General features: G+C 65.3%; 20 protein-coding genes and 1 pseudogene. 12 read left to right on the top strand and 9 right to left on the bottom strand.

Translation table 11 applies throughout. From position 1 onward, the window contains the following. Both ACFE99_RS12260 and ACFE99_RS12255 read left to right on the top strand, forming a co-directional pair. A partial coding sequence (locus ACFE99_RS12260) for a class I SAM-dependent methyltransferase (protein WP_375485593.1) occupies nt 1–924 on the top strand: 924 nt, incomplete at its 5' end. 74 nt (nt 925–998) lie between these two features. Further along, nucleotides 999–1,688 (top strand): esterase, encoded by a 690-nt coding sequence (locus tag ACFE99_RS12255; protein ID WP_375485591.1) that lies wholly within the window; start codon nt 999–1,001, stop codon nt 1,686–1,688. Here ACFE99_RS12255 and ACFE99_RS12250 read toward each other — a convergent pair. After that, a complete protein-coding gene (locus tag ACFE99_RS12250; RefSeq protein WP_375485597.1) occupies nt 1,685–3,016 on the bottom strand; it encodes a PQQ-binding-like beta-propeller repeat protein in 1,332 nt (443 codons plus the stop codon). The genes ACFE99_RS12255 and ACFE99_RS12250 overlap by 4 nt on opposite strands. A 159-nt stretch (nt 3,017–3,175) precedes the next feature. Here ACFE99_RS12250 and ACFE99_RS12245 point away from each other — a divergent pair, with 159 nt between their 5' ends. Beyond that, nucleotides 3,176–3,913 (top strand): acyltransferase, encoded by a 738-nt coding sequence (locus ACFE99_RS12245; protein WP_375485588.1) that lies wholly within the window; start codon nt 3,176–3,178, stop codon nt 3,911–3,913. A gap of 39 nt (nt 3,914–3,952) precedes the next feature. Here ACFE99_RS12245 and ACFE99_RS12240 read toward each other — a convergent pair whose 3' ends face one another. After that, entirely contained in the window at nt 3,953–4,432 is a 480-nt protein-coding gene (locus tag ACFE99_RS12240; protein WP_375485586.1) for a TspO/MBR family protein, read from the bottom strand. Nucleotides 4,433–4,551: 119 nt separating this feature from the next. Between ACFE99_RS12240 and ACFE99_RS12235 the strand changes: the two genes are divergently transcribed. The 3 genes from ACFE99_RS12235 (at nt 4,552) to ACFE99_RS12225 (ending at nt 7,536) form a co-directional block, all read left to right on the top strand. Next, on the top strand, nt 4,552–5,067 hold the full coding sequence (locus ACFE99_RS12235; RefSeq protein ID WP_375485595.1) for a MarR family winged helix-turn-helix transcriptional regulator: 516 nt from the start codon (nt 4,552–4,554) through the stop codon (nt 5,065–5,067). A gap of 164 nt (nt 5,068–5,231) precedes the next feature. Then, nucleotides 5,232–6,284, top strand: a complete 1,053-nt coding sequence (fni, locus tag ACFE99_RS12230) for a type 2 isopentenyl-diphosphate Delta-isomerase (RefSeq protein WP_375485584.1) — start codon at nt 5,232–5,234, stop codon at nt 6,282–6,284. Between the two features lie 10 nt (nt 6,285–6,294). Continuing rightward, complete coding sequence (locus tag ACFE99_RS12225) at nt 6,295–7,536, top strand: glycosyltransferase (RefSeq protein WP_375485582.1); 1,242 nt, start codon at nt 6,295–6,297, stop codon at nt 7,534–7,536. A 25-nt stretch (nt 7,537–7,561) separates the two neighbouring features. Here ACFE99_RS12225 and ACFE99_RS12220 read toward each other — a convergent pair whose 3' ends face one another. Continuing rightward, entirely contained in the window at nt 7,562–8,122 is a 561-nt protein-coding gene (locus ACFE99_RS12220; protein WP_375485580.1) for a MarR family winged helix-turn-helix transcriptional regulator, read from the bottom strand. 184 nt (nt 8,123–8,306) lie between these two features. Between ACFE99_RS12220 and ACFE99_RS12215 the strand changes: the two genes are divergently transcribed. Then, the gene (locus ACFE99_RS12215; RefSeq protein ID WP_375485578.1) at nt 8,307–8,675 is read left to right on the top strand and encodes a DUF3253 domain-containing protein; all 369 of its coding nucleotides are present in this window, start codon (nt 8,307–8,309) and stop codon (nt 8,673–8,675) included. A gap of 390 nt (nt 8,676–9,065) precedes the next feature. Here the strand turns inward: ACFE99_RS12215 and ACFE99_RS12210 are convergent, their stop codons facing one another. After that, the gene (locus tag ACFE99_RS12210) at nt 9,066–9,521 is read right to left on the bottom strand and encodes an SRPBCC family protein (protein ID WP_375485576.1); all 456 of its coding nucleotides are present in this window, start codon (nt 9,519–9,521) and stop codon (nt 9,066–9,068) included. Nucleotides 9,522–9,915: 394 nt separating this feature from the next. On the opposite strand from ACFE99_RS12210, the gene ACFE99_RS12205 reads away from it, so the two are divergent. The 5 genes from ACFE99_RS12205 to ACFE99_RS12185 all read left to right on the top strand — a co-directional run bounded on the left by ACFE99_RS12205 (nt 9,916) and on the right by ACFE99_RS12185 (nt 14,208). Continuing rightward, nucleotides 9,916–10,317: a hypothetical protein gene (locus ACFE99_RS12205; protein WP_375485574.1), complete on the top strand. Its 402-nt coding sequence runs from the start codon at nt 9,916–9,918 to the stop codon at nt 10,315–10,317. A 4-nt stretch (nt 10,318–10,321) separates the two neighbouring features. Continuing rightward, entirely contained in the window at nt 10,322–11,842 is a 1,521-nt protein-coding gene (locus tag ACFE99_RS12200) for a DUF2867 domain-containing protein (RefSeq protein WP_375485572.1), read from the top strand. Next, on the top strand, nt 11,839–12,183 hold the full coding sequence (locus ACFE99_RS12195; protein WP_375485570.1) for a hypothetical protein: 345 nt from the start codon (nt 11,839–11,841) through the stop codon (nt 12,181–12,183). Before ACFE99_RS12200 ends, ACFE99_RS12195 begins: the two co-directional genes overlap by 4 nt. Before the next feature lie 55 nt (nt 12,184–12,238). Beyond that, a complete protein-coding gene (locus ACFE99_RS12190; protein ID WP_375485568.1) occupies nt 12,239–13,621 on the top strand; it encodes a cryptochrome/photolyase family protein in 1,383 nt (460 codons plus the stop codon). Nucleotides 13,622–13,863: 242 nt separating this feature from the next. Further along, on the top strand, nt 13,864–14,208 hold the full coding sequence (locus ACFE99_RS12185; RefSeq protein ID WP_375485566.1) for a hypothetical protein: 345 nt from the start codon (nt 13,864–13,866) through the stop codon (nt 14,206–14,208). Nucleotides 14,209–14,669: 461 nt separating this feature from the next. Here the strand turns inward: ACFE99_RS12185 and ACFE99_RS12180 are convergent, their stop codons facing one another. From ACFE99_RS12180 to ACFE99_RS12160, 5 genes and pseudogenes are all read right to left on the bottom strand, one after another. Continuing rightward, nucleotides 14,670–15,065 carry an SRPBCC family protein gene (locus tag ACFE99_RS12180; RefSeq protein WP_375485564.1) on the bottom strand — a complete coding sequence of 132 codons (396 nt, stop codon included), beginning with the start codon at nt 15,063–15,065 and terminating at the stop codon, nt 14,670–14,672. 157 nt (nt 15,066–15,222) lie between these two features. After that, complete coding sequence (locus tag ACFE99_RS12175; protein WP_375485562.1) at nt 15,223–15,594, bottom strand: DUF2784 domain-containing protein; 372 nt, start codon at nt 15,592–15,594, stop codon at nt 15,223–15,225. Between the two features lie 11 nt (nt 15,595–15,605). Beyond that, nucleotides 15,606–16,610, bottom strand: a complete 1,005-nt coding sequence (locus ACFE99_RS12170; RefSeq protein WP_375485560.1) for a DUF5914 domain-containing protein — start codon at nt 16,608–16,610, stop codon at nt 15,606–15,608. Then, nucleotides 16,610–18,130, bottom strand: a complete 1,521-nt coding sequence (locus tag ACFE99_RS12165; protein WP_375485558.1) for an FAD-dependent oxidoreductase — start codon at nt 18,128–18,130, stop codon at nt 16,610–16,612. The genes ACFE99_RS12170 and ACFE99_RS12165 overlap by 1 nt, the downstream gene beginning before the upstream one ends. Beyond that, nucleotides 18,127–18,301, bottom strand: a pseudogene (locus tag ACFE99_RS12160) (ubiquinone biosynthesis methyltransferase UbiE); the annotation flags it as partial. The pseudogene ACFE99_RS12160 and the gene ACFE99_RS12165, both read right to left, overlap by 4 nt.

The following is an 18,301-nucleotide window of genomic DNA, read 5'->3' as shown; positions in this document are numbered from 1 at the left end:
CAGCAGGCCGGCGCGGCCCCGGTGGCGAAACACCGCGCGCGGCGGCTCGGCGGCCGCGTCGTGCACGACGTGACCTGCTCGATCGGGACGGAACTTGCCGCGCTGCGCGCCGTGGCGAGCCGGGTGGTGGGCAGTGACATCGACCCGGTCCGGCTGGCGATGGCACAGCACAACCTCGCGAACAGCGTCGACCTATGCCGCGCCGACGCGCTGCATCCGGTGACCCGAGACACGACAGTGGTCGTCGACCCGGGCCGGCGCCGAGGCGGTCGCCGGCGGTTCGACCCACGCGATTACCATCCCCCGCTGGATCAGCTGCTGGATGTGTACCGCGGTCGAGGTTTAGCCGTAAAATGTTCTCCCGGAATCGATTTCGACCGTCTCGGTTTCGACGGCGAGGTCGAGGTGACGTCGTATGGCGGCAGCGTGCGCGAAGCATGCCTGTGGTCGCCGGAACTGGCCGAGCCGGGGGTGCGCCGCCGGGCCAGCATCATTGACCGCTGCGAACAGATCACCGACGCCGAGCCGGACGACTGCCCGGTGCGGCCGGCCGGGCGGTGGATCGTCGACCCCGACGGTGCCGTGGTGCGCGCGGGCCTGGTCCGCCACTACGGCGTCCGGCACGCGCTGTGGCAACTTGACCCCGACATCGCCTACCTCTCCGGGGACCAGCTGCCGCCGGGGCAGCGTGGTTTCGAGGTTCTCGAGCGGCTGCCGTTCAACGAGAAGCGGCTCCGGCAGGCGCTGGCCGCGCAGGATTGCGGCCCGCTGGAGATCCTGGTGCGTGGTGTCGACGTGGACCCTGACATGCTGCGGCGTCGGCTTAGGTTACGCGGGAGCCAACCGTTGTCGGTGGTGGTGACCCGCATCGGCTCGGGGTCGGCGGGTACTGCGACGGCGTTCGTTTGTCGTGCCTCGCGATAGCGCCCAGGTAGGCTGGCGGCAATTGCTTTTCTGACGGCGCTCACGCCGTTGTGTCTGCGGGGATAATTCGACGCATGCGTAACTGGATAGTGGCCGCGGTGCCTGCTGCTGCGATGCTGGTGACCTGGTGGGTCGGCCCGGCGGTGGCCGCGCAGTCTCCGTGCGCGAGTTTGGGCGGAGCCGTCGACGGCCAGATGTGCCAGGTCCAGGCGTCGAACCCCACCTACACGGTCAACATGAGCTTTCCGGTCGACTATCCCGACGAGCAGGCGATGACCGATTTCCTCACTCAGAACCGTGACGGGTTCGTCAACGTGGCGCAGACGTCGGCGCGGCGTGACGTGCCTTACCAGATGGACCTCACCTCCGAGCAGTACCAGTCCGGCCAGCCGCCGCGCACCCGCAGCGTGGTGCTCAAGGTATTCGAGGATCTCGGCGGGCCACGTCCGTCGACCTTCTACAAGGCGTTCAACTACGACCTGTCCCGGCATCAGGCGGTGACGTTCGACACCCTGTTTGCGCCCGGCAGCAAACCGGTGGATGCCATCTACCCGATCGTGCAGCGCGAGTTGGGCCGCCAAACCGGCCTGGGTGGGGCGGTATCGCCCGGCGTCGGACGCGACTCCTCCCACTACCAGAACTTCGCCATCACCGACGACGACCTGATCTTCTACTTCGCGCCGGGTGAATTGCTGCCACCCGCCGCCGGCGCTAGCCAGGTGCGGGTGCCGCGCAACGCTGTCCCGCCGCTGACCGTGGCTTAGGCCGGCGCGAAGCTGTACACCTGGCCATCGCTGGTGGCGGTGACCAGGCGACGATCGTGGCCGATCGACACGCCGACCGGATATCCGGTGGCTTTGGGCAGCGGATAGCTGTTGAGGGTGTGGCCGTTGGCCGGATCAAAGACCAGCAACGACAACCCCGGCGCACCTGGCCCGGGCGTACCTGTGACCACCGTGTAGCCGACGTTTGCGCCGGCCAGGCTCGACGCCGACAGCGGGCTGATGTCGTCGCGGCGCCACAGCGGCTGCGCGTGGTCACCGGCGTCCTTGACGGCGGCCAGTCGGGTGTCGGGACCCCCGCCGGAGATAATTAATCCGCCGGGCGACACCGCGGGAGGTGTTTGGGCCAAAAAGTGCAGTGGTACAGACCATTTCGGTTTGCCGTCGGCGGCGTTGAGCGCCCACAGCTTCTGGTCGCGGCCATTGACGTATACCGTCGACCCGTCGGCCGACAGCACCGGGCTAGCCAGCACCCCGGCGGCGACCGCATCGCTGGTCCATTCGCGGGTCAGCAGCGGATTTTGCCCTGGGTGGTACTTCAGCGCCACTAGCACCGCAGCCTTGGCGCCCGGCTGCCACAGGCCGATCACCACCATCCCGTTCGACGGGGCGAAGGCCGGCGCCGAGGCCACCGGGCAGCCCGGCCGGGCCGGCGCGCAATCGGACAGCCCGCGGGCCGGGTCGGTCGGGTCGACACCGTCCACCAGATCCAGCGGGCTGCCCACCACGGTGCCGCGATGAGCGTCGAACACCACCACCTGGCCGAGGTGCGTCACCACGAGCAGCCGACCCCCGTCGAGAATCCTTGGGGTCGAAGGCATTCCAATAACCGGCGCCCGCCAGCGGGTCCACTGGGTAGGCGGGAACGACAGCATCGCTCCCGGTTGACCGACGTAGACGTTGTCGAAGCCGTCGAACAAGGGGCCGGCGAAGTCGCCGCCCTGGACCAACCGGACACACCAGCGTTGCCGGCCGTTGTCGGTGTTCTCCCATTCCATCAGCGAACAGCCGGTTGGTGTTTGCGCGTTGAGCACCAGCCAACCGCGCGTGCTGAGCGCCGGTCCCGCCGCCAAGCTGCCCTTGACCGAGCGAGTCCATTGCAGCGCCAGCGTAGCGGCGCCAGCTGTCGGGGTGTAGCTGCTGTTGGACGCATCGCTGTATTGAGCCGGCCAGCCCTGGGCGGGCGCGGCGTCGACCCACGAGTCGGTATTGCCGCACCCGGCCAGCGTGATCACCGCCAGCGCCGCGGCGGCCCGCGGTGCGCGGCGACTGCGCTCGTCATGGCGAAAAATGGCGTTATGTGCCCCCATGACCCGCACACTCGTCGTATGACGGCGGGGGAGTCGCCACAACACGGTGCCGAGAGTAACGGGTGCCACTTCGGTCATGCCTGAATGCCCGGCTCCGCGGCGCGACGCCGCGCCTCCCGCGTCGTCGTCAGTCCCGACGTCGCACTAGGCTTTCCGGCCATGACCACCATGTGGGGAGCACCGCTGCATCGGCGCTGGCGGGGATCCATGCTGCGCGACCCACGCCAGGCGAAGTTCCTGACCACGGCATCGCTGAAATGGGTGCTGTCCAATCGGGCCTATACACCGTGGTACCTGGTGCGCTATTGGCGGCTGCTGAAGTTCAAGCTTGCCAACCCGCACATCATCACCCGCGGCATGGTGTTCCTCGGGAAAGACGTCGAGATCCACTGCACCCCCGAGCTGGCGCAGCTGGAGATCGGCCGCTGGGTCCACATCGGCGACAAGAACACGATCCGCGCCCACGAGGGCTCGCTTCGGTTCGGCGACAAGGTGGTGCTTGGCCGCGACAACGTCATCAACACCTATCTCGACATCGAGATCGGCGATTCGGTGCTGATGGCCGACTGGTGCTACATCTGCGATTTCGACCATCGGATGGACGACATCACGATGCCGATCAAAGACCAGGGCATCGTCAAGAGCCCGGTACGCATTGGGCCGGACACCTGGGTCGCCGCGAAGGTGACCGTGCTGCGCGGCACCACCATCGGTCGCGGGTGTGTGCTCGGATCGCACGCTGTGGTCAAGGGCAACGTCCCGGACTACTCGATTGCGGTCGGCGCCCCGGCCAAGGTGGTCAAGAATCGGCAGCTGGCATGGGAAACCTCGGCCGCGCAGCGCGCAGAACTGGCCGCGGCGCTGGCCGACATCGAACGCAAAAAAGCGGCCCGCTAGCGCCACGGCGGAGCATGCTCGGTCGCGCCCGGTTAACGGTTAGTGATTGAGCCGCCAGATATGGGCGGACATGACGGTGGCGAAGGCACACCACATCGGATAGGGCAATAGCACCAGCCCGGCGCGCGGGTCGGCTTCGGTAGTCCGTCTGGTCAAGTCGGCGCTGCTGAGAGCCAGCGCGGCGGCGCCGACCGCCGACGAGCCAAGTCGCCGGTACTTGAAGAACAGCCAGCTCCACCCGGCGTTGAGTATCAAATTGATGGCCAGCGCGGTGATGTAACGGCGTGCCTTGCGGTGTCGGCCGGTGGCGCGCAACCGGTCGATCGCCACCGCCGAGGTGCCCGCGATGTCGGCGTACAGCGAAGTCCAGGCGATCGGGAACACACCACTTGGTGGCACGTATGAGGGCTTGTCCAGCCGCGTATACCAGGTCGATGTATGCCCCCGGCTGGCGATGGAGCCGGCCGCGGCGGTCGCGGCGACTGCCACCGCTGTTGCTCCCAATGTGCGTGTGTTCACTGTGACCTCTTTCTGGATGCGGGCCGGTTGACGCTGTGACGCCTGCGGGTTCGCGCCGCGCCAACGATCATTTCAATTATTTAAGTATTAATCAACTGAATAAAACGCAATGTGCGGCTATGCTGCAGATCGTCATGGCTGCCGATGAGCACCCAAATGATCGGGCCGCGCTGGAGTCGCTGATTTCGGCGGATCTGAGGGTGCTGTCGGTCGAGTCCGAACAGATCGGCCGGCTGTTCGCCGAGACGCATGACGTTCGGCCCACCGACTTCCGCGCATTGCTTCACATCATGGTGGCCGAAACCGCGGGGGAGCCCATCACTTCAGGTGAACTGCGCCGGCGAATGGGCCTTTCCGGTGCCGCGATCACCTACCTCGTGGACCGGATGATCAGCTCGGGTCACCTGCGCCGGGAGCCGCATCCAGCTGACCGTCGCAAGGTCATTTTGCGTTATGCGGAACCTGGGGTGGACATCGCACGTTCGTTTTTCGTCCCACTGGGAATGCATGCCCGTGCAGCCATGGCACGTCTGCCCGACGCTGACTTGGCCACTGGGCACCGGGTCTTCAGCGCGCTCATCGATGCGATGCGGCGCTACCGAGACGAATTGACGTCGCCGGAAAGTTGGCGATGAATCAGCGACATCGTGGGTCTCGCGGCAATATCGGCTCCGCAACAAGATCGACCGGATGGAGGCGACCGTGTTGAACGGTGCGCGTGTGAACACCGGCACACTTGCTGAACCGACGTGCTCTTGCCGGAAGTGGCCATCGCTGTGCGAGGCCGGATCGAGATCCCATGACACCTGACCAAGCCGAATTGTCAACGCGGAAGCGGCGCCATATCGACGTCTGCCTTTCCGATGATGTTTCCTACCGCGGTGTGACAACCGGACTGGAGCGCTATCGCCTGCGCTACAACGCGCTGACGCAAACCAGTTTGCACTGCATCGACCTGTCCACCGAGTTTCTCGGCGCGCGGTTGCGGGCGCCGTTGTTGATCGGCGCGATGACCGGGGGAGCGGACCTGTCGACCACCATCAACCGGAACCTGGCTGCAGCGGCTCAGCGACTAGGTGTCGGCATGATGCTCGGATCCCAGCGGATCATGCTGAACAGCGCGCTCGGTGAGCAGGCCGCGGCCAGCTTTATCGTCCGCGACGTGGCTCCAGACATCTTGCTGTTCGGTAACATCGGCCTTGCCCAGTTGACGGGGACCGCCATGTCCGACGTCGTCAAAGCGCTCGATAGGGTCGGAGCCGATGCGCTTGCCGTGCATACCAACCCGTTGCAGGAAGCGTTGCAGCACAACGGCAACACCGACTTCTCCGGATCACTGGTCCGGCTCCGCGATGTGGCCCGCGCACTACGGTATCCGCTGTTGCTGAAGGAGGTGGGGCACGGAATCGGTGCAGCTGCTGTGGCGCAACTAAATCCGCTTTCAGGCGAGTTGCCGGTGGCAGCGATCGACGTCGCGGGCGCGGGGGGCACGTCATGGTCCCGGGTCGAGCAGTTCGTCCGCTACGGCGAGCTGCGTTACCCCGACTTGGCCGACTGGGGTATCCCGACTGCACAGGCAATCGTCGAGGTGCGTCAGGCGCTGCCGGCTATCCCATTGGTGGCCTCCGGTGGCATTCGCACCGGCATGGATGCTGCGAAGGCTCTCGCGTTGGGCGCCGACGTGGTGGCTGTTGCCCGGCCCCTGCTGGCCCCCGCCATCGAATCCGCCGACGCTGTCGCAGTGTGGCTTGAACGTTTCGTCGACGAACTCCGGATCTGTCTGCATGGCTGTGGCACAAAGAATTTAGAAGCCCTGCGCGATGTCGGTGCGACACCGGCACCGTGGTTGTGAAGATTACGACATGGCGGTAATCCTGGCGTACGGCTCGCCCTCCCTTGGTCACCTATTTCCGCTCAACGCGCTGCTGCGCGAGTTAGCTGAGCGCGGTCACGACGTTCACTTCCACACCATGGCCGTTGAGATTCCTCGGATTCGCGACAGTGGCCTGCACGCCGAGCCGGTTGATCCGCGAATCGAGGCCGTCGACGGCCAGGATTGGCTAGCGAAGAGCGCTTTAGATGTGTTGAAGAGGTCGATCGACGTGCTGTGCCGGCGGGCGCTATTGGAAGTTGACGATCTGGGCGCCGCGATCGATCGCGTGCGCCCCGATGCGGTGATCGTTGACGCTAACTGTTGGGGCGCCATGTCCGTCGCCGAGGCGGCGGATGTCCCGTGGTTGGTGTTTTCACCGTTCACCCCTTACCTCAGGTCTCGCGGAGTGCCACCCTTCGGTCCCGGACTGCGGCCGCTGCCTGGAATCATCGGCGCGGTCCGTGACACGGCGATGCGCCCCTTCGTCAGCCACTTCTTCGACCGACCGATGCTGCCGCGCGTCAACGGTGTCCGTGCGCAGCTTGGACTGCCCGCCGTCAAAACGGTCGACGAGTTGATGCGGCGCGCGCCACTGTTGTTGGCGGTCGGCGGCGAACCGTTGGAATACCCACATCCGGGCTGGGGGGAGGCGGTACACCTGATAGGTGCCTGTGCGTTCGAGCCCGCTGCTACAACGCTGCCCGACTGGGTTGCCGCACTTGACCGGCCCGTTGTGTTGGTCAGCACGTCTTCGCTCAAGCAGGCCGATACCGTACTGGCGCAGACCGCGCTAGAGGCCCTGGCCGACGAGCCCGTCCACGTGGTCGCCACCTTCCCCGCAGGCGTGCCGGCCCAGCTGTCTCAGCCGCCCAACGCGACTGTCTGCCGCTTCATCCCGCATACGGTGGTACTCGATCGTGCATGTTGCGCGATAACCCACGGCGGGATGGGTACTACCGTCAAGGCGCTTGACCGGGGCGTACCGGTCTGCGTCGTACCATTTGCGCGCGATCAGGCGGAGGTCGCGCGCCGCGTACAGGCTGCTGGCTGCGGAACCCGGCTGCCCGCGAAGAGGCTTACCGTACCGCGACTGCGCGCAGCGGTCCGCAAGGCGATGACGATGAGTGACGGCGCGCGAAGGGTGGCAGCCGGTTTCGCCACCACCGGCGGAGTGGCGCGCGGAGCCGACTTGATCGAGCAGCGGATACTCGGCAGGACAACGCGGAATTAGCTTGCCGGCAGCGATCTTTGTCAGCTCACCGGGCGACCTTTCGGCGGCGGTGGGCTTTCGCGGCGGCCTGCTGCGCGGTTGACGACTTGTGCTGACCGAGCAATTCCCTTTCGAATGTGGACATCGCTTCGATCATTTTCATGAACACACGATGGGCCGCGATCAGGTCTTTGTCCGGCAGTTCTGCCAGTGCCGAACGCAGATGAACACCCAGCGGGCTGAAAAAGCCTTGCGCCAAAGCCATACCGCTGCGTTCGTAGCGCAGTACCGACTTTCGCCGGTCTGTGGGATCGGCCTCCCGCCTGATGTGGCCCGCCTCGATCATTCGGTCGACGAGGTAGGTGATCGCCGCCGGGGACACGTCCATGCGTTCGCGCAGTTGAGCCATGGACAGCGGTGTTCCCGCGGTTTCGGCCACCATGATGTGAAGCAACGCGTGGAAGTCGCTGCCGCTGACCTCATGTCGACGTGCGAAGTGTCGGCCGATGCGATCGGACTGCGCCGTGATCGCCCGCATATCGGCCGACGTGAGCTTTTCGAGCTCTGCTCGGCTTGGCGGTGCATTCCTGCTCGCACGTATGGTCACTTAACCGCGTCCTTCTCGCGATACGCCGAACAGCGTATCGGAGTCCGACGTCAAACCAGCAGTCGCCAGTAATCCGCTCCGAGCATGTCGTGTCGCCGGGCAGGCGTTGCCGACCTGCCGAACCTCAGTTGGCCTAGTCAGCACCCGATACGCAACATGCTGTCGCAAACTTGCCTAACCTTTGATGATGCGAACGGGTCGCTCGAGGCGGCACGCTGAACTGATGCGAGCGGCGAATAGTGCGGGTGCGGCGGCAACCGCAGCGCACATCGCACTCGGCGACGGACCGTTGGATGCGCGACTGTGCGCGGCAATCGTGGCGCTCACGCGGCACCGCGGCCCGTCCAGCAGCATCTGCCCATCGGACGCCGCCCGGGCCGTCGGCGGCGACAATTGGCGAGAGCTTGCGCCGCACAGTCGTGCCATCGCGTTCATGCTGGCCAGGAAAGGCCAAGCCGAAATTCTGCAACGAGGCGTGGTACGTGACCCCACTCGAGAATGGCGCGGACCTGTTCGCATCCGCGCGAGGTCGACTAGTGAGGGTAAGCCCTAACGCGCCGAATGAACGGTTCAATCATTCGCAAGGTTGTGACCCAATTCATGTCTGAATATGTCCATGCCGTTTCGCACAGGTCGCCCGAAAGCCGTTGCGCCAGATGCCGCTACGCATAGCCGATGTCTTTGCCCAGGTGCTCGTAGCCGTCCGGGTTAAATCACTCGTCTTCTGGTTGCCGATCGCGTCGATGCGCCAGCCGCCGGTCGGGATACGCCGTGTGGGTGGGCGTCGTCTCGCTAACCGGCCTAGCTGGTAGTCGTCACGGTCTTTGGCGAGCCACCACTACGCAGTGCCAACATTGCCGCTGGCACCGATGATCACAACGCGCTGCGGCATATCGTCGCCACTATTCCTGCGGCAGCGATTTGGTTGCCGGGTAGCGGTCGATCATCGCGGCACGTCGCCGCGCCACGATCCAGTCTCGGTTTGCCGGTTCTCGATGAAGTGCTTGAAACGCTCAAGGTCGCCGTTGACTCGCCGGTCGAGGATGCCGAGCTTGTCTGCGACGTTCTCGACGAAACCCTCCGGATCGATGTCCATCTGTGCGGTTACCCGTGTGGTGTTGTTGTCGATCCGGTGGAAGGTCACCACACCGGCGTGGTTGGGACCCTCGTCGGATTTCCACGCCACTCGCTCCTCCGGATGTTGCTCGGTGATGGTGGCGGTGAACTCGCGGGTCGACGGCCCCACTTTGATCCGCCACCGGGTGTGGGTGTCGTCGAGTTGTTCGATCTGTTCGACGCCCTCCATGAAATTCGGGAACGACTCAAACTGGGTCCACTGGTTGTAGACCACACCGATCGGTTGGTTCACATCGACTGAGGCTGTGATGTTAGAGCTCATCGCTGTCCTTCCGGGTTGCTCTTACAGTCACCGCCTACCCGGCCGACCGAACACCAAAACCTTTGGGATTCTCTAATTGTCAACGATCACCGCAGAGGCTGGCCCTTTGGGATTTGCGGGAAACGCCCTCTGGCACGACAGCCTGGCCGCTCGTGCGCAATCGCACCGCAGCAACCCCGCCGTCGTGCGGGTCTGCACCAGCCGGCATTTGACACCACAATCTTAACTATTAAGGTGATGAAGTACAGAGGCCTCAGCACATCGGAGAGTTCGATGTCATCGCGATGCCGCCGGTGCCGCGGCGTATGGAGGACCGAAACTGACCAAGCAGTCAGACGACGGCCCGGCTCCGGGCAGCACACATCGCCGTCACCGAGGCGCCGATCACGCGGCGGTGCGCGCCGCGGGCAAGGTGACCGAGGCGTTGGAGACCATCGAACGAGCCCGCGGCCACCTCTATTCCTTTCACCAACTCACCGGTCGGGCCGACCTGCTGCTCGACGAGGCGGTCGAGCAGCTTCGTGAAGCGGGTCACTCGCAGCTGGCGCAATGCGTAGTCGACGAACTGATCGGGCGGAACGTGTTGCCGGGCAGATGGAGCTTTCAGGTCGTCGAAGACTATGACGACGGGTATTACGGCTGCTTCCGTGAGATTGAACGCCTAGTGCGGCAACGACTTACGGCCGGGCAGCGACACGTCCTCGAAGCCGAGATGAAAGAGCAACGGCGCACGCACGGCCACGTGGCACACAGCGCCGCGCCAGCCGATTCGGCACCTGCGCCTAAGGAGGACTGATCCGATGCGCTGTGTTGTACTCGGCGCCACCGGCTACCTCGGTACCCGCCTGGTCCCCCAACTGCTGTCGGAGGGACACGAGGTGCGGGTTATGGCGCGCCAGCCGGCCAAACTCGACGACGTACCGTGGCGGCACCACGTCGAGGTGGTCGAAGGGGACGTGACTGACTGCGCGCAGGTGCGAGTAGCGCTTGACGAACAGCAGGTTCTCTACTATCTCGTGCACTCTTTGTTGCGGCCTGACTTCGTAGACTTAGACGCGCAGGCCGCATCGACAGTCGCCAGTGTCGCCGGTGCGACCGGCCTGTCGCGGATTGTCTATGTCGGCGGCCTCATCCCGCACCAGCAGAAGCTCTCGGCCCACCTGGCTTCGCGTGAAGAGGTGGGGCGGCTGTTTCTCGAGTCCGGTGTGGCGACCGTGGAGCTGCGGGCGGCGGCGATCATCGGAGCGGGATCGGCTAGCTTCGAAATATTGCGGTATCTGACCGAACGACTGCCACTGATGGTCACGCCGCGGTGGCTGCGCACCAACATTCAGCCGATCGCGGTGCGCGACGTCTTGTATTACCTCACGAAGGCGGCCGAGCTGCCGCCCGAAGTGAACCGGGCGTTCGACATCGGTGGCCCTGACACTTTTACCTACACCGAGATGATCCGCAAGTATGCGGCGATCGCCGGACTGCATCGCCGCATCGCCATCCCGGTGCCGGTGCTTACACCGTGGCTGTCATCGCATTGGGTGAACTTGATCACCCCGATCCCGCGGGCGCTGGCGGTCTCGCTGATGGAGTCGCTGGAGAACGACGTCGTATGCGGCGACCACGACATCGCCCAATACATTCCTGATCCGCCGGGCGGCCTGACCCACTTCGAAGACGCCGTCGAGCTCGCTTTGGCGTGTGCGCGTGACGGTGAGTTGCGTACGCGCTGGTTTCGGCCCGACGGGAACGAATCACCGGCACGGCCGTTGCCGACCGACCCGCTCTGGGCCGGCGGATCGTTGCATGAGCATGTGTGCGAACGCCACGTGCGAGCTGATCGCGAAACGCTTTGGCGCGTTGTCGAGTCGATCGGCGCCGAGCATGGGTGGTCCGCCGCGCCCCCGGCGTGGGCACTGCGCGGATGGATCGGCTCAATCGCCGGCGCGGCAGGAGTTGGCCCGGCGCGACGTCATCCGCACCGGCTGCATTCCGGCGAGGTGCTGGATTGGTGGCGCGTCGAACATATCGACCGACTGACCCTGGTGCGTCTTCGCGCCGACATCCCGCTGCCTGGCCGGCTATGGCTGGAGCTGTCGGTGCACGCCGACGGCAACGGCGGCTCGGTCTACCGCCAACGCGCGTTGTTTCAGCCATATGGTCTTGGCGGCCAAGTGTTTTGGGCGGCGTCCGCGCTGTGGCGTGACGCACTATTCGGCGGTATCGCCCGCGACATCGCGGCGGCCGCTGCGGGGCGAAACGGCTTGCCGCGTGAGGATATCCAACCAGTGCTTGCCGACCGTCGAACGGCACACTTCGACGCTTGAAATCTCAAGCGGACATGACTTCTGGGACGCGCCGGTGGTTCTTCGCCGACCAGCTGGGTCGACACGTTCTGGACGACCCCGACCAGACGGTGCTGCTGATTGACTTTCGGGCGGTCTTCGAGCGCAAGCAATTTCATCATCGAAAGCCCACCTGGTGCTTTCGGCGCTGTGCCGCCGCGCCGCCGAACTCGGTGAACAGGGCCTGTTTTTGCGGACTCGCACCTACCGCGAAGCCCGCCGTTAACCGCCGGATGTCTCGACCGCCGACCAGCATGCGGCGGCTGCACGACCTCGACAAGGTCTTGGCTCCGCAACGTCGACTCGGCGAGTATCCACCGTAACCCTTGCCTGGCAGTTTTTTCGCCTCAGCAGCTCAAGACCGTAAAGGACACCACGATGGCCGTCACGATGGCGCTGTTCACCAGAGACCTACGCGTGCACGACAACCCGGTCTTGACCGCCGCCCAGCACGCGGGCGACGCGCTAGTGCCGCTGTTCGTGCTCGACGAAGCGATAGTAGCCAGCAGTTACATGACTCCCAACAAGGCCGGCTTTCTTGCCGCTGCGCTCGCCGAACTCGACGACCAGCTGCGCCGCCGCAGCGGGCGCCTGATCCTGCGTGGTGGCCAGGTAGTGACCGAAGTCGAGCGCCTGGTGTCCGAATTGTCGATTACGGAGGTCCATGTCGCTTCGGATGTCAGCGCTTATTCGAGGCGCCGCGAGCACCGGCTGCAGCAATGCCTGGCCCGGCACGGCTGCAGCCTCAAAGTTCACTCGTCGAGCGTCACAGTGTCCGAGCCCGCCGAGCTGACTCCGGCCGGGGGGCAGGATCATTTCGCCGTGTTCACTCCTTATTACCGCAAATGGCTGCACACGCTGACCCGGCGTGTGCTGCCGGCGCCACGGGCGCTGAAAGTTGCTGATGTGGCTAGGGAGCCGCTTCCGTCGGCGAGCCAGATATGCAGTGGCGTGCAATCGCCCGAGCTGACTGTGGGCGGTGAAACCGCTGCCAGACGGATGCTGAAGAGATGGCTTGCCGGCCCGGTCGATGATTACCACACCTACCACGACGATCTTGCCGCAGACGCGACTTCGCGGCTCTCCCCGTACCTTCATTTCGGCTGCATCTCGCCCCTTGAGGTCTGCTATCGGACCCGGTCGTCAAGCGAGGGACGCGCAGCGTTCATACGTCAGATCGCCTGGCGCGACTTCTACGCGCAGCTGTTGGCGGCTCGTCCCGAAATTGCGCACCAAAATTACCGCGACAACGGCGCCGGCTGGCAGCAGAATCCCGACATGTTGGACGCCTGGCGCCGCGGCCGCACCGGATACCCGATCGTCGATGCCGGAATGCGCCAGCTCGCGGCTGAGGGCTGGATGCACAACCGGGCAAGGCTGATCACCGCCAGCTTCTTGACCAAAACGCTGCGGCTGGATTGGCGGCTCGGCGCGCAGCATTTCATGAGCTTGCTGGTCGACGGCGACGTGGCCAACAACCAGCTCAACTGGCAGTGGGTGGCCGGCACCGGGACCGATACCCGCCCCTACCGCGTACTCAACCCGGTGCGGCAAGCTGAACGCTTCGATCCCAAAGGGGACTATGTGCGACGCTGGGTTCCCGAACTCGGCCACATCACCACGCAGAAAGTGCATACGCCATGGGAATTACCGCCCGGCGCGGCGCCGCACTATCCCTCTCGCGTCGTCGATCACCGCGTGGCTGTCGCCGCAGTGAAAGCAGGCGGCGCTATCGGTGGCGCCTCGACTGCGGTGAACTGACACCCGCGCTGGGTCATCGTCGTCGGCAATGCGGGGGAGGGAGAAGCGTTGACGGGCGGCAGTTTGCGTCGTCATGTGACGTAGGCACGCCGGGACAATCCCAATTGCTGGCACCGTCGACGAACTGCACCGATAGACGTCATCGGATTGGGGTATCCGGTGCCGATGGGACAGTTCACAGGATCGATCGCAGTCGGCGCGGATAGTGAGGTCCTCTTCCGCTCTTCGCCGATGTCAACAACTTGACGCACTATTTTTCGCAGCTCACCTCCGCCGAACCGGGCGCCGGCGACAAGATCACCACGACCGCCAACCTGCCGGACGGCCGAGTGGTGAGTGCCGACGCATGGTTCCGGGTGAACGAAGACTCACGGCGAATCGACTGGGGTTCGACAGGCCCGAGCGAGTATTTGGGCTATCTGCATGTCGTCGAATTGCGCGACGGTTCGCGGGTCGACTTGAATCTGCACACCGCCCGTGTCCTCGACGGCAATCGGGCTGTTCAACATGGCATTGACGAGGCCTTGAGCAACATCAAACGCATGGTGGAGCAGCCAGGCACTGAGACTCCCACGAATGCTGAGTGACATGACATCGAGACGTGTTAGGGCTGGCTGGGGTATGCGCGCTGTCGTGTTGTACGGGATTGCCCGGGTCGTATTCGGGATAGCGGCGTTGGTAGCACCGGCGACTGCCGGACGGTTGATCGCCGGTGAGGGCGGCGCTACGCCCGGGGCTCAGGCGTATCTACGTGGCATGGGCGGCCGGGAGGTCGGTGTTGGGCTCGGTGTGCTTTCCGCGATTCGCGGCGGCGGGCGGATCCATACCTGGCTGATCGCCGGCGTGTTGTCCGATTGCGGTGACATCGCTGGGATCACCGGTGCCTGGTCTGACGTGCCGCCTGCGAAGCGGTGGCTGGGTCTGGCGACGGGCCGGGGCCGCCGCGACCGCCGGTGCGGCGCTTGTGGCGGCTGGGCACCCGGAAGTCGGTTAGCCGCTGGACACTTCACTTCGGTTGCCACCACGGCGCAGCCAACGATCATCGGGACTACAGGGGTGCGACCAGCAGCCTTTCTATGCGCCGCAAGGCAATCGAGCACACGGTTAGATACGCCGCCGACCACCACGGGACACCGATCGTTACCCGCGCACCGCCGTCTACCGGATCGACCCGGTGGCTGGTGGCGGGAAGCCCGGCCACCGTCCAGGCCCAATATCTGTTCGGCTCGAACTCGGTGATCACGAACGGCACCCCCACCGGCAGCCATGTGTAGACGGTGCCTGTTGCATGTCGAGTCAGATGATCATAACCAGAATCGAGTACGGCCCGCCGGATCGGTGGACCCCATCGCGACCAATCGTCGAGGTCGACTAGTAGCTTCCACACCGCTTGCGGTGCGGCGGCGATCACCCGGTCGACTGTGAGCATGACGCCGTCAGCCATACCACAGCCTGGGCGGCAAACGACAAACACTCGTTTGGTTCATATCCGGCCCAAGTACCCGTCTAAGCGACCGTGCAAAACCCGCAACCGCCCGGACGACTACGAAAGGGCTTGACTGCGCTAAGACAAAGATTAGTTGCCGTCGGCATCACTGAGGTCACCGGAAGCTTAAGCGTTTGAGTCTCCAGCCGAATGCAATCCAGGAGAGCCCGACCGCGACGAAGGCGAGCAGCTGCGCGATGCCGGTGCGATTTGCGGGATAGCACACACCGGCGATGTAGCGGTCGACGAATCCGGACGCTGGTAAGGGATTCATCCCGGCTCGGGTGCGCGCCCATTGCTCGAGCCCGGTGAGCGGACACGGGAAGTCCAACGCGACAACGCCAGCACCCCAGATGACGGCCGGGATATGCAGCAGGATGCTGCGCGGCCAGCGCAGCGCCAGGAAGCCGCCGCTCGGCAGATAGAGCAAGTAAGCGAAGTGGGCGCCGACGGTGGTGACAACGACGCCGGAATACAGCTTGTTCATCGGACGTCGTATCACGGCCAGGTCGCACCGGTACGTAGCCGGTAACGCCGCTCGGCATAAGCCAAGTCGTCTCGCCAGAGTCGGGCGGCGGCGTAGCGCATCAGCCCCGCGACCAGCGGGCCGGCCCGGCGTGCCTGCCGAAAGCCTCGACGGTCGGAGTGGGCGATCACCGCTTCGATCACGGCGGTGTGCGAATGGTCGGTGGCATCGGAACCGATTGGGGTGGCGTGGGTTTCGACGACGCTGCCGGTTCCTTCTCCGTCGACGATGCGCATGACGATGGTGCGTGCCTCTGGGCTGGTGAATTCGGCGACGGCCGGTACGCCCAGGCGGCCGATGCGGAACGTCACTGCGACCAAGAACCGGTCGGTCTCCTCGGCGGGAGTGGCGAGCACCTTCAGGCGGGTGAACGAATACGGGTGGTACCACCCACCATGCCACGGATCGAGTCGGTTGGCGATGATGTCTTGCGGTTCGCAGACACCGACCACCCGCGTGACGGCGTGCAGGACGTCGCCGCCTGGCCTGGCGGGAAGCACCGGCCGCTCCAGCGGCGCTTCACCGCCGGCGGCGTCGAGACGCACCCACGTCAGCACACCGTCGTCGTAACTGGGTAACGTTTTCCAGCCGCATCGTTCCCCGTCGGGGTCGAGCCTCAGCCCGTGCCAGCGACAGATCAAAGCGCCCTTGCGCACCGTCGCGGTGGCCAAATCCGCACCCAAGTGTGGACACGCACGCGGACCGACATGCAGCCTGTCGTCCTCTCCGCGCCACGCGACCAGTTCGACGCCGGCGACCCGGGTGCCGAAGGGGCGGCGGGGGCGCAGGTCTCGGCTTGCCGCGAACGCATACCAGTTGCCGGTGGGCCTGCGCTGGGATCGGTTCAGCGCGGTTTCGATGATCGCCGGCTGTGCGTCGCGGTACGTCGGGCGCTGCGCGGCCCACTGGGTTTTCGGAACGTATTGCACGGGCCATTCTTTGGGCCACCGTTGGCGCATGTGGTCGCCGATGTTCATCAGCTCGGCCGGCTTCCCGCGGCGGCCAGCCGGCCCAGCAGCGCCGAACGTCCCCGGTTGGGAACGGTGCACAGCGGATGGCCGGCGAGTCCCCATTGCGTCAGCAACTGGTTTGCGGCCGACCAGCCGGTGGTGGCTGCGCGTTCCATCAGCGCGACCGGCAAGTCGATGCGGATGCCGTCGCCGGCCAGCACCAGACTCGGGTGCGGTGTCGTCACACCGGGCCGGTGAGCATGGGTACCCGGGGCGAACAGCGGACAATCGCTTCGGCACAGCACCCGCCGGGTAACCACCTGCGCAGTAGTGGTTTCCGGATAGATCGCGTGCAGCTGCCGCAGCAGCGCGGTGTCGGAAACCGCCGATTGCACGGCGTAGGAGTGTAGCTCCACAACCGAGCCGCGATGTTGCTGTGACCAGTGGGCCGCTTCGCGCTCGTAGCGTTCCAGCACGCTGATGTTGTCCAGCGGCTCATGGCCGGCGGTCCCCATGAATGCAGACCGCTGCGAAGCGACCGGCCGGTCGAGCCACAGCCGGTGCACCGCAAACGGGGGCGCGGTGCGCAGCCGCCGTATTCGTGCCCGCCACAGATCGTCACCAAGCTCGGGTGATGCCGCCACGATCTGCTGGATACCGGCCACATCGGTGGCCAGCACGACAGCGTCGGCGTCGAGGTATTCCCCGGAATCAGTATGCAGCCGAAAGGTTTTCGCGGCGGCGGGACTGATGCTGGTAACGGTGGTGCCCAGCTGAAACCGGGCACCCTGCTCGGACAGGTAGCGCTGTAGCGGGCCCCACAGGGCGGTGTCGAAGTTCGCGTTGGCGACGTCGAAAATCAGGCCCTCGCTGGAGCCGAGGAAGTAGATGTGAAACATCGTCGCCAGTTCGGCTGCCGACAACTGGCCGGGGTCGGCGAAGAAGCTGCGCGAGAACACCTCGAAGGCGAGATGAGGGGCCGCGTCGGGAAAATTGATGGCCTTGAGGAACGTTTCGGCGTCGAGGTGGTCGAGCCGTCGGTAGATGTCGGGCACCGACACCGCAGCCAACGGGGCCGCCGCCCGCGCGTTGAGCCGGGCCAGATCCCGAAGCCGAAAAGTCGGGCTGCGCAAGGCAAACGCGAGTGCATTCCACGGCGGGGTGCGGGGCAGGCCCCAAAAGCTGTCGCGGCGGCCCGCGCCGTCGATCAGCGGATAGTCGTCGACCGCGGTGAGCATGGATAGCCGCGGGTCGATGCGGCGCAGCAGCGCGCGCAAGTTGTAGTACTGGCGGAAGAATGCGTGAAATCCGCGGTTCATCGCCCACTGTGCGCCGTCGTGCTGCTCGGTCCAGCCGCCGACTCGTCCGCCGAGGTAGTGCTCTCGCTCGACGATGTCTACCCGGATTCCGCGTTCGGCGAGCCCGGTGGCGGCAGCCAGTCCCGCGATGCCGGCGCCGACAACCACGGCGCGCGGCCGGGTGGGCAGCGCGTCGGCGTTGGGCAGCCCTGGCCGTGCCGGATGAATTTGGCGACGGCGATCGGTCATCGGGGTGCATCCCCGAGGAAGGTATGCACGATGTTGGTTTCCCAACCGGGCATGGTTTCGCTGTGCACCGCGGCGAACCCCGCGTCCGCTAGCCTGCGGCGGAACCGAGACGCCCCGTCGAAGGCCAAAACGCTGCGCCACAGATAGCGGTACAGCGTCGTGTCGCGGGTA

Origin of the sequence: uncultured Mycobacterium sp., from assembly GCF_964249325.1 — a bacterium.
Taxonomy (GTDB): domain Bacteria; phylum Actinomycetota; class Actinomycetes; order Mycobacteriales; family Mycobacteriaceae; genus Mycobacterium.
The sequence above is the reverse complement of the archived record's forward strand: the minus strand, read 5'-3'. Positions and strand labels throughout refer to the sequence as shown.